The following is a 2500-nucleotide window of genomic DNA, read 5'->3' on the forward strand; positions in this document are numbered from 1 at the left end:
TAGATTTGGTTGCGGGGGCAGGATTTGAACCTGCGACCTTCAGGTTATGAGCCTGACAAGCTACCGGGCTGCTCTACCCCGCGACCGTGCCGGCGGCTGATGTTGGTGCTGCCGGGTTGTGTTTGCATCGTTTTGAGAGAGAATGTGTCTCTGGTCAGGTTTGGCGGTGACCTACTCTCCCACGTCTTGAGACGCAGTACCATTGGCGTGACGGCCCTTAACGGCCGAGTTCGGGATGGGATCGGGTGTTTAGCCGTCGCTATGACCACCAAACCGGATCAGAGACCCGGGCCACCCGTCGTTGCGGAAGGGGGCCCTTCATCAGTGTTGTTCCAAGTGTAGCGGGTATCGTGCTGCTGTCTGAGGGCAAGGACGTTTCCGGCCAACTTCCCTTGGGGAATGCCGATGCCTTGCCGTTTCTGGATCAGATCAAGCCAATCGAGCAATTAGTACCGGTCAGCTGAACGCATTGCTGCGCTTACACCTCCGGCCTATCGACGTGGTCGTCTTCCACGGCTCTCAAGGGAGACCTTGTTTTGAAGGGGGCTTCCCGCTTAGATGCCTTCAGCGGTTATCCTGTCCGGACATAGCTACCCTGCACTGCCGTTGGCACGACAACAGGTCCACCAGTGGTCCGTTCAACCCGGTCCTCTCGTACTAGGGTCAACTCTTCTCAAGTCTCCTGCACCCACGGCAGATAGGGACCGAACTGTCTCACGACGTTCTAAACCCAGCTCACGTACCTCTTTAAACGGCGAACAGCCGTACCCTTGGGACCTGCTCCAGCCCCAGGATGAGATGAGCCGACATCGAGGTGCCAAACGATGCCGTCGATATGGACTCTTGGGCATCATCAGCCTGTTATCCCCAGAGTACCTTTTATCCGTTGAGCGATGGCCCTCCCACTTGGGACCACCGGATCACTATGGCCGACTTTCGTCTCTGCTCGACTTGTCAGTCTTGCAGTCAGGCTGGCTTCTGCCATTGCACTCAACGAGCGATTTCCGACCGCTCTGAGCCAACCTTCGCGCGCCTCCGTTACGATTTGGGAGGCGACCGCCCCAGTCAAACTCCCCACCATGCAGGGTCCCGGATCCGGATGACGGACCGCGGTTAGACACCAAGAAGGCGAAGGGTGGTATCTCAAGGGAGGCTCCACCGGGACCAGAGTCCCGGCTTCAAAGCCTACCACCTATCCTGCGCATCACATTCCTGGTGCCAGTGCAAAGCTGGAGTAAAGGTTCATGGGGTCTTTCCGTCTAACCGCGGGTAGTGTGCATCTTGACACACAGTTCAATTTCGCTGAGTCCACGTTTGAGACAGCGGGGAGATCGTTACGCCATTCGTGCAGGTCGGAACTTACCCGACAAGGAATTTCGCTACCTTAGGACCGTTATAGTTACGGCCGCCGTTTACTGGGGCTTCAATTCGGAGCTTGCACCCCTCCTTTTAACCTTCCAGCACCGGGCAGGCGTCAGACTGTATACGTCGCCTTACGGCTTCGCACAGCCCTGTGTTTTAAGTAAACAGTCGCCACCCCCTGGATTGTGCCCCCCGCCCGCAGTTGCCTGCAGACGGGGCTCCCTTCTCGCGAACTTACGGGAGCATTTTGCCGAGTTCCTTAAACGTGGTTCTCTCAAGCGCCTTGGTATACTCTACCAGTCCACCTGTGTCGGTTTCGGGTACGGTCCGATGGAGGGCTATTTCCAGGAACCTCTGAGCGGCCCACCCAATCCGATAAGGGCAGACAACCTTCGAGATCCGTCACATCCTCCTGGCCCAGGAATATTAACCTGGTTCCCATCGACTACGCCTTTCGGCCTCGCCTTAGGGGCCGGCTTACCCTGCTCAGATTAGCTTTAAGCAGGAACCCTTGGACTTTCGGCGACAGGGTTTCTCACCCTGTTTGTCGCTACTCATGTCAACATTCTCGCTTCCGATCTCTCCACCGGATGCCTTACGGCCCGGCTTCACAGAAAGCTCTCCATGTCCATGCCGCCGCGAACGACGGACAAGACATGATGAGCTATATCACGGAACGCTCCGCTACCACGCACATCGCTGTGCATCCCGAGCTTCGGCTCATGGCTTGAGCCCCGATACATCTTCGCCGCAGGACAGCTTGTCTAGACCAGTGAGCTGTTACGCTATCTTTAAATGATGGCTGCTTCTAAGCCAACATCCTGGTTGTTTTGGCCGTCCCACATGCTTTCCCACTTAGCCATGAATTAGGGGCCTTAGCTGCAGGTCAGGGTTGTTTCCCTCTTCACGACGGACGTTAGCACCCGCCGTGTGTCTCCCGGATAGTACTCATCGGTATTCGGAGTTTGCTTAGGCTCAGTAAGTCTGTGGGACCCCATTGCCCATGCAGTGCTCTACCCCCGATGGTATTCGTCCGAGGCGCTACCTAAATAGCTTTCGCGGAGAACCAGCTATCTCCAGGTTTGATTAGCCTTTCACCCCTAGCCACAAGTCATCCAGACCCTTTTCAACGGGTGTT

At 56.4% G+C, this 2500-nt stretch carries 1 tRNA gene and 2 rRNA genes (1 of these 3 cut by a window edge); all 3 read right to left on the reverse strand.

Features of this window, described 5'->3' with window-relative positions:
* Positions 1 to 6 precede the first annotated feature (6 nt).
* Positions 7 to 83 (reverse strand) — tRNA-Met (locus G5B31_RS20590).
* Positions 84 to 158: 75 nt separating this feature from the next.
* Positions 159 to 273: ribosomal RNA gene (gene rrf / locus G5B31_RS20595) — 5S ribosomal RNA — on the reverse strand.
* A gap of 152 nt (positions 274 to 425) precedes the next feature.
* Positions 426 to 2500 (reverse strand): 23S ribosomal RNA (locus G5B31_RS20600) (it continues 775 nt past the right edge of the window).

It is taken from the genome of Rhodobacter sp. SGA-6-6 (assembly GCF_011043545.1).
GTDB lineage: Bacteria > Pseudomonadota > Alphaproteobacteria > Rhodobacterales > Rhodobacteraceae > Pseudogemmobacter.